We start from the raw sequence: 7922 nt of genomic DNA, 5'->3' as shown, positions 1-7922 counted from the left end.
GGTCGGGGAGGTCGACGTCGAGCTCAGCGTGGAGACGCGTGGGCCCGAGCACCGCGACGCCATCGTCGCCGACCTGCGCGAGGCAGGGCACGCGGTCGCCACGCCGTGACCCGCCCGGACACGCGAACGGGCCCGGCCGACCGGCCGGGCCCGTTCCGCGGGTGGGTGTGGATCAGCCGGTGAAGGCCTCCACCGACACCAGCGTCACCTTCATGGTCCCGCCGTCGGGCAGCTGGTACTCGCGGGTGTCACCCGGCTTCGCACCGAGCAGCGCCGCGCCGAGCGGGGAGTGCGGCGAGATGACCTGCAGGTCGCCGTGGCTGCCCTCCTCGCGGGAGCCGAGGCAGGACCCGCTCGGCCTCGTCCGTCGTCCTCGTAGCGGATCTCGAGCACGGTGCCGGGGGAGGCCTCGTCGGAGCTGGACGGCGCGGTGCCGACCTGGCGGTGCGCAGCAGCTCCTGCAGCTGACGGATCCGGGCCTCCTGCTGGCCCTGCTCCTCGCGGGCGGGTGGTAGCCGCCGTTCTCCTTCAGGTCACCCTCCTCGCGGCGGGCGTTGATCTCCGCGGCGATGACGGGCCGGTTCTCGATCAACCCGTCCAGCTCGGCTTCAGCCGGTCGTAGGCGTCCTGGGTCAGCCAGGTGGCCTGGGTGTCCGTCACCGTCATCAACTCCTCCAGGAAAGCAGGACGTGTCGCCGCCGGGACGCCTGGCGCCCGGCGGGCACACGGGGGTGGCGGCTCCGAGCAGCACGCCCCGAGTAAGGAAAAACACGACCCGCCTGCGGGTCGTGTGGGGCTCACCTTACCACGGAGCGTGCCGCTCGTCGCAGCCTTTCGGTGAACGGGTGCGGGTCCCGGATAGTTCCCGCGGGAGGAGTATTCGCAGGTAGTGGGGTCGACGACGGCAGGGCCGCCGTACCGTCCCCACCGGCGGCAACCGCCCGTCGCAGACGGGTCCACCGGCGGGAACAGATGGCGCCGGCGACGGCGTTGCGGATTCCGGTGCCCGTGCTCGGCGCGGTTCCTGTCGGTCCTCTCTGCCAGGATCGTCCCTGAGCACGCCTCGCCGCCTGCCGCCGGCAGACCACCGGCGCGGGACCCGAGTCCGGTGACCGTGGAGGAACCCGCCCCGATGGCTACGCAGTACACCCCGTCCGCCCCGCGCCCGGTCCAGCTGCCGGCGCCCGGCGAGCGTCCCCGGCTGATGACGGTGCACGCCCACCCCGATGACGAGTCCTCGAAGGGCGCGGCGACCACCGCCCGGTACGTCGACGAGGGGCACGAGGTCATGGTCGTGACCTGCACCGGTGGCGAGCGGGGCAGCATCCTGAACCCCGCGATGGAACGGCCGGACGTCCTGGAGAACATGACCGCGGTCCGCAGGGACGAGATGGCCCGTGCCGCCGAGATCCTCGGCGTGCAGCACGTCTGGCTCGGCTTCGTCGACTCCGGCCTGCCGAGGGCGACCCGAAGCCCCCGCTGCCCGAGGGCTGCTTCGCCCTGGGTGACGTCGAGGAGCAGACCGCGGCACTGGTGAAGGTCATCCGCGAGTTCCGCCCGCACGTCCTCGTCACCTACGACGAGAACGGCGGCTACCCGCACCCGGACCACATCCGCACCCACGTGATCTCGATGGCCGCGTGGGAGGCCGCCGGCGACCGGCGCGTTTCCCGGAGGCGGGCGCCCCGTGGCAGCCGCTGAAGCTCTACTACGGCCACGGCTTCTCCAAGGCCCGGCTGGAGGCCTTCCACAACGCGATCGTCGAGTCCGGCCAGGAGTCGCCGTACGCGGAGTGGCTGGAGAACTGGACCAGCGACCGGCCCGACCCCGGCACCCGGGTGACCACCAGGGTCCCGTGCTCGGACTGGTTCGGCCGGCGGGACGACGCGCTGCGCGCGCACGCCACCCAGATCGACCCGAACAGCAGGTTCTTCTTCACCCCGCTCGAGGTGCAGGCCCGGGTCTGGCCCACCGAGGACTACGAGCTGGTCCACTCCCTGGTCGACACCGAGATCCCGGAGGACGACCTGTTCGCCGGCATCCCCGTCGAGGTCGGCGGGGAGCGCCGCCGCGCCGGCTGAGGGCGCGGGCCCCGCGGGTAGCCTGGCCACCGGACCGTCCCGCAGCTCCGGGACGGTGCCGGTGACCCGGGAACCGGAGTACGGAGGCGCGTGGCGGTGCAGGTCGAGAACGTGACGGCTGTGGTGAACCAGGTCGTGATGGGCCTGCTCGTCCCGATGCAGGACCGTCCCCCGCCCCCCGGGCAGCTGCCGGAGTTCGGCAACGCGGCGCCGGCCGGGCTGGCGATCGTGCTGCTCCTGCTGCTCGCGACGGTCTTCCTCATCCGCAACATGAGCAAGCGCATCACCCGCCTCCCGGAGTCCTTCGACGGCGAGGGGACCGCCGAGGGCGGATCCGACCCGGCCGCGACCGACCGGGGCGAGCCCGGACCGGCCCGCTCCTGAGTCGCCGACCCGCGGGAGCGCGGGTCAGCGCAGCAGGACCAGCCAGATCGCGACGTGGTGGCACGCCCAGGCCAGGACCGTCGCGGCGTGGAAGAACTCGTGGTAACCGAACGTCGCGGGCCACGGGTCGGGCCGTCGTAGCGCGTACATGACCGCGCCGACGGTGTAGAGCGCCCCGCCGGCGAGCAGCAGGACGAGTGCGGCGACCCCGCCTCCGGCCAGCAGCCCGGGCAGCACGAACACCGCGACCCACCCGAGCGCGATGTAGATCGGCACCCCCACCCAGGCCGGCGCGGTCGGCCCGGCGAGCTTGAGTGCGACCCCGGCGAGTGCCCCGCCCCAGACGACGGCGAGCACCCAGGTGGCGGTCGCCGCGGGGAGCGCCAGCACCGAGACCGGCGTGTAGGTGCCCGCGATGAACAGGAAGATCATCGAGTGGTCGAGGCGCTTCATCAGCCGTCGCCGGGCCGGGTCGGCCCAGGTGTGCCGGTGGTACAGCGCGCTGATCCCGAACAGGCCGAACGTGGTCAGCGTGTAGACGGCCGTGGCCACGGCCGCGGAGGTCCCGACGAGTGCCCCCGCGACGCTGATCAGTGCGGCGCACGCGAAGACGGAACCGACGAGGCTCCACAGGTGCAGCCAGCCCCGCATACGGGGCTTGAGCGGGACGGACGGGGCGATGCTCACGCGCCCCGACGTTACGGGCCGAGACGGCGGGGGTCCCGTCCGGCGGACGAACGCCACACGCGGGACTAGGCTCCGTGTACGTGGCCCTCCGAGACCTGCTCTACACGGTGTACGAGCGCAGGATCCTGCGTCAGATCGCCGGGGCCGAGCGGCCCAGGCACGTCGCGCTCATTCTCGACGGCAACCGCCGCTGGGCGCGGGAGGCCGGCCTGGTCGACCCCGCGGAGGGGCACCGCGCCGGCGCGGCCAAGATCGCGGAGATGCTCGGCTGGTGCTCCGAGGCCGGCGTCGAGGTCGTCACGGTGTTCCTGCTGTCCACCGACAACCTGGACACCCGCTCCCCGGAGGAGCTCAAGGACCTCCTGGAGATCATCGCCGGGGTCGTCGACGACCTTTCCGGCCCGGACACGCCGTGGCGGCTGCGGGTGGTCGGCGCGATGGAGCTGCTGCCGAGCAGCCTGGCCGACCGGCTGACCGCGGCGGTCGCCCGTACCAGCGACCGCGGGGGCATCCAGCTGAACGTCGCCGTCGGCTACGGCGGCCGGCAGGAGATCGCGGACGCCGTCCGCAAGATGCTGCTGACCCAGGCGGAGGCGGGACGGACGATCGAGGAGCTCGCGGAGTCGCTCGACGTCGACCACATCGCGGAGCACCTCTACACCTCCGGTCAGCCCGACCCGGACCTCGTCATCCGGACCAGCGGTGAGCAACGTCTGTCGGGGTTCCTGCTGTGGCAGTCGGCCCATTCGGAGTTCTGGTTCTGCGAGGCCTACTGGCCCGAGTTCCGCCGCGTCGACTTCCTGCGCGCCCTGCGCGACTTCGGCGCGCGACACCGACGTTTCGGCGGATGAACTCGGATCGACCGTGCTCACCCGCGAACGCGAGCGGGCTCAGCGCACCGCCCTGCTCCGGCTCGGCTTGTTCCACCTGTCGGGCGTGTCCGGTGTCCGGTGTCCGGCGTGCGGCGTGCGTGGCCCGGTGTCCGGCACGTCCGGCACCGTCGTGCGCTCGGGAGCGTGTCGGGAGGAGGACGGCCGCCGCATGTACGGAGCGTGATCACGCCACTGGTGAATCGGATCGGTATCGGTGGCCTCGACACGACGGAGTGAACACGGCCGCGCGGACGCGGTGAACGGTGACCCGGCGGAATTCCGGTCACTCCGGCGGGTGTCCGGGGTGACACACGAGAATGCCCCGGAGCAGAAGCTCCGGGGCATTCTCAGATCTGCGAGGAGATCAGCCGATCGAGTCGCCGGCGCCGGCCTCCTGGCCGCAGTTGTCGGACTGGTCGGTGACCGAGTCGCCGGACTTCGCCTTGGCGTCGCCCAGGATGCCCAGGGCACCGGTGAGGCCGTTGAGGGCGGAGGCGTCCTCGACCGGGACCTGCACGCCCAGCACGTTGACCGGGATGTTGTTGTTGCAGGCCTGGATCGGCACGTTGAGGTTGTTGCCGTTCAGGCCGGCGATGAGGCCCTTGGCGTCCTTGTCGATGACGTTCTCGGCACCGTGGTGGCCGCCCTTGTGGCCGTGGTCGCCGCCTTGTCGCCGGCGAAGGCGAGCGGGGACAGGGCGAGCAGGGACGCGGCGGAGGCCGCAACCACGATTCCAGCCTTCTTCAGCACAGTTTTCTCCTGTTGAGTCTCGAGTCCGCCCGAAGCCGGTCTCACGCGTGCCGGCACGCTGACGAGGGGGAGCCCGTACCGACTGCCTGAAGAGCTACCGGTGTTATTCCGACGAAACAAATCTCGTGACCCTATCGGGGTACACTTCACTGACGGTTCCGATACTCCCCAAATAGGTTGTTCTGGCCCGCGCGTCTGAGCCGTCGCCGTCCGCGGATTGTGCACCTGCTGGCCGGATACGTCCGAACGGACGCGTTACCGGCCGCCCTCGCGGTCGTTCGGTTCCGGGCCGCCTACGCTCCGGGGGTGGACCTGCTGCACGCGACGGCGGAGCTCGCGTCGCGGCTGGACCGGCTGCGGCCGGGGGTGCTGGACGGGCCGCCGCCGTACCCGTCGATCGCCCGGCGGGTGGCCGCGGAGCCGCTCCAGGACCCGGCGGCCCTGGTCGTCACGGCCGGACGGCTGCGTGCGGAGGTCGCGGCCGCGGAACTCCCGGCCGGCCGTCGCCGGTACCTCGAGGCGCTGCTGGTCGCGCTGCGGTGCCGGGCCCGGCTGCTCGCCGGCGACGACGTCGGCTACCTCGAGCAGGTCCGCGACCTGTTCGGGGTGGTCCCGCGCCGCAGCGAGCCGGACGAGCTGTACGAGGCGCACCGCAGGCTGGCAGCGGTGCTGCCCGGGCGCGGACCGCTGGCCGCCCGGATGCGGGACCACCGGGCCGCCGACGTCGTCCCCGCCGACCGGCTGGCCGACGCGGTCGCCGCCGTCGTCGCGGAGCTGCGCGGCCGCACCCGCGACACGCTGGGGCTCCCGGCCGGCGAGCACGCCGACGTCGGCCTCGTCGGCGCGCGTCCCTGGACGGCGTTCACCCGCTACCGCGGCGGGCTGCACAGCCGGGTCTCGGTCGCGACGACCGGCCGGGTGCGCGCCGGGTCGCTGCTGCCGTTGCTCGCCCACGAGGTCTACCCCGGCCACCACCTGCAGTACTGCCGGGCCGAGATCGCGTCGGCGCGACCACCCGGAGCTGGCGCTGCGACTGGTCCACAGCCCGCAGGGGCTCGTCGCGGAGGGTGCGGCGGAGGCCGCCGTCGACGTGGTGCCCGGCCCCGGCTGGGGCCCGGTCGCCGAACGTGTCCTCGCGGGCGTCGGCGTGCACCTCGACGGCCCGGCCGCCGCGGAGCGGATCGAACGGGAGCTGGACCTGCTCGGCCGGTCCGGCTCGACGCCGCACTCATGCGCCACGTCGACGGCGCCGGCCCCGACGCGGTGCTCGCCCACCTGGCCCGATGGTTGCTGGTCGACGACGACCGGCGCGGCGGATGCTCGACTTCCTCGACCATCCCCATGGTGGCGCACCTACCCGGTCACCCTACGCCGAGGGCGGCCCGCTCGTGTCCGCCCGGCTCGCCGCGGCCCCGGACGGTCCGGCCGCTGCGCTGGCGGCCCTGCTCGACACCCCCCGGTCCTGCCGTCGGATCTGGTCACCGGACGGTGGCAGCGGACGCGGTCCGGATCGAGTCGGACCACCCCCGGCAGCGGTCGGATTGCTCCGTACGCCGGTCCCTGACTGAGCTCGAACGGCTCGCAGCCGAACGAGTGTCTCTACCCGACTCGACGCCGACGGTACTGATCACACGATGAACGGCACGTTACGACTGTTTCCATCAGGGGTCAAACGTCGCGATCCGACGGAGCGTTGCTATTGACCGCACGAGGGTGACCACTAGTAGCGTCCATGTCGACGGGCTGTACCCGATGCGGCCCGTTCGGGAGGCCCTGGAGTGGTGTCACACGCACCGAGAGGGCCGGCACCCGCCCTCGCGGGCGTGCCGGCCGGAGGACCGCCATGGTCCCTCCGCGTCGTCGCGGCCCGCACCAGGGCCGGCCGGGCCCGACGCAGAGCAGGTGCGGTGCCGCGCCTGCGAGGGAGCACCGTGACCGATCGTCGTCCCGCCCTCACCGACCCGACCCCCGCACCACGCAGGGGTCCGTCGGGGACGCACCGCAGGTACCACCCCGCTGCTACGTGCTCGACACGTCCGTGCTGCTGTCCGACCCGTGTGTCGCCTGCAGCGCTTCGACGAGCACCAGGTCGTCCTGCCGCTCGTCGTCATCAGTGAGCTGGAGGCCAAGCGTCACCACCCCCGAACTGGGCTGGTTCGCCCGGACCGCGCTGCGCCAGCTCGACGAGCTGCGCGTCATTTACGGCCGTCTCGACGCACACACCCGTGCCGATCGGGGAGTCCGGCGGCACGTTGCACGTCGAGCTGAACCACTCCGACCCCACGGTCCTGCCGGCCTGGGGTTTCGCACCGACTCCAACGACTCGCGGATCCTGGCCTGTGCGCTGAACCTGAAGGCGGACCCGTCCGTGCCGCCGGACGTCACGCTGGTCACAAGGACATGCCGTTGCGGGTCAAGGCCGCCGCGGTCGGTCTGGACGCCGACGAGTACCACGGCCAGGACGTGCTGTTCTCGGGCTGGACCGGCATGACCGACCTGGAGGTGACCGCCGAGGACGTCGACGCGCTGTTCCGCGACGGCGTCATCGACCACGACGAGGCCCGCGACCTGCCCTGCAACACGGGTTGCGGCTGATCGGGGCGTCGAACGCGCTCGGGCGGGTCACCGCGGACAAGCGGGTCAAGCTGGTGCGCGGGGGACGGAGGCGTTCGGGCTGCACGGCCGTTCCGCCGAGCAGCGGATCGCGCTGGACCTGCTGCTGACAACGAGGTCGGGATCGTGTCCCTCGGCGGACGCGCCGGGACGGGCAAGTCGGCGCTCGCGTTGTGCGCGGGCCTGGAGGCGGGCTGGAGCGCGACGGCAGCACCGCAAGATCGTGGTCTTCCGGCCGCTCTACGCCGTCGGCGGACAGGATCTCGGCTACCCTCCCGGCAGCGAGGTCGAGAAGATGCAGCCCTGGGCGCAGGCCGTCTTCGACACCCTGGGGGCGATGTCAGCCAGGACGTGATCGACGAGGTCATCGCCCGCGGCCTGCTCGAGGTCCTGCCGCTGACCCACATCCGCGGTCGGTCGCTGCACGACACGTTCGTGATCGTCGACGAGGCACAGTCGCTGGAGCGCACGTGCTGCTCACGGTGCTGTCCCGGCTCGGGACGGCGTCGCGCGTCGTGCTCACCCACGACGTCGC

General features: G+C 72.5%; 5 protein-coding genes and 3 pseudogenes. 5 read left to right on the top strand and 3 right to left on the bottom strand.

Translation table 11 applies throughout. The annotated features are described in order from the left end of the window. Nucleotides 1–172 precede the first annotated feature (172 nt). Nucleotides 173–660, bottom strand: a pseudogene (greA, locus tag KPL57_RS27380) (transcription elongation factor GreA). A gap of 544 nt (nt 661–1204) precedes the next feature. On the opposite strand from greA, the pseudogene mca reads away from it, so the two are divergent. Together mca and KPL57_RS27370 are read left to right on the top strand one after the other, a co-directional pair. Further along, a pseudogene (mca, locus tag KPL57_RS27375) lies at nt 1205–2081 on the top strand (mycothiol conjugate amidase Mca). 90 nt (nt 2082–2171) lie between these two features. After that, nucleotides 2172–2465: a hypothetical protein gene (locus KPL57_RS27370; protein ID WP_226353685.1), complete on the top strand. Its 294-nt coding sequence runs from the start codon at nt 2172–2174 to the stop codon at nt 2463–2465. 24 nt (nt 2466–2489) lie between these two features. Here KPL57_RS27370 and KPL57_RS27365 read toward each other — a convergent pair whose 3' ends face one another. Beyond that, nucleotides 2490–3116: a hemolysin III family protein gene (locus KPL57_RS27365; protein WP_226353686.1), complete on the bottom strand. Its 627-nt coding sequence runs from the start codon at nt 3114–3116 to the stop codon at nt 2490–2492. Between the two features lie 116 nt (nt 3117–3232). Here KPL57_RS27365 and KPL57_RS27360 point away from each other — a divergent pair, with 116 nt between their 5' ends. After that, a complete protein-coding gene (locus KPL57_RS27360) occupies nt 3233–4003 on the top strand; it encodes an isoprenyl transferase (RefSeq protein WP_060714866.1) in 771 nt (256 codons plus the stop codon). 385 nt (nt 4004–4388) lie between these two features. Here the strand turns inward: KPL57_RS27360 and KPL57_RS27355 are convergent, their stop codons facing one another. Then, nucleotides 4389–4589 (bottom strand): hypothetical protein, encoded by a 201-nt coding sequence (locus KPL57_RS27355; RefSeq protein WP_226353684.1) that lies wholly within the window; start codon nt 4587–4589, stop codon nt 4389–4391. A gap of 491 nt (nt 4590–5080) precedes the next feature. On the opposite strand from KPL57_RS27355, the gene KPL57_RS27350 reads away from it, so the two are divergent. Next, nucleotides 5081–6412: a hypothetical protein gene (locus KPL57_RS27350; protein WP_226353683.1), complete on the top strand. Its 1332-nt coding sequence runs from the start codon at nt 5081–5083 to the stop codon at nt 6410–6412. Nucleotides 6413–6617: 205 nt separating this feature from the next. Continuing rightward, nucleotides 6618–7922, top strand: a pseudogene (locus KPL57_RS67455) (PhoH family protein); the annotation flags it as partial.

The sequence above is a fragment of the Pseudonocardia sp. ICBG601 genome, from assembly GCF_020496245.1.
The sequence above is the reverse complement of the archived record's forward strand: the minus strand, read 5'-3'. Positions and strand labels throughout refer to the sequence as shown.

Coding starts and splice junctions, on each gene's coding strand:
- KPL57_RS27365 (WP_226353686.1), bottom strand. CDS start 3,116: ATGCGGGGCTGGCTGCACCTGTGGAGCCTCGTCGGTTCCGTCTTCGCG.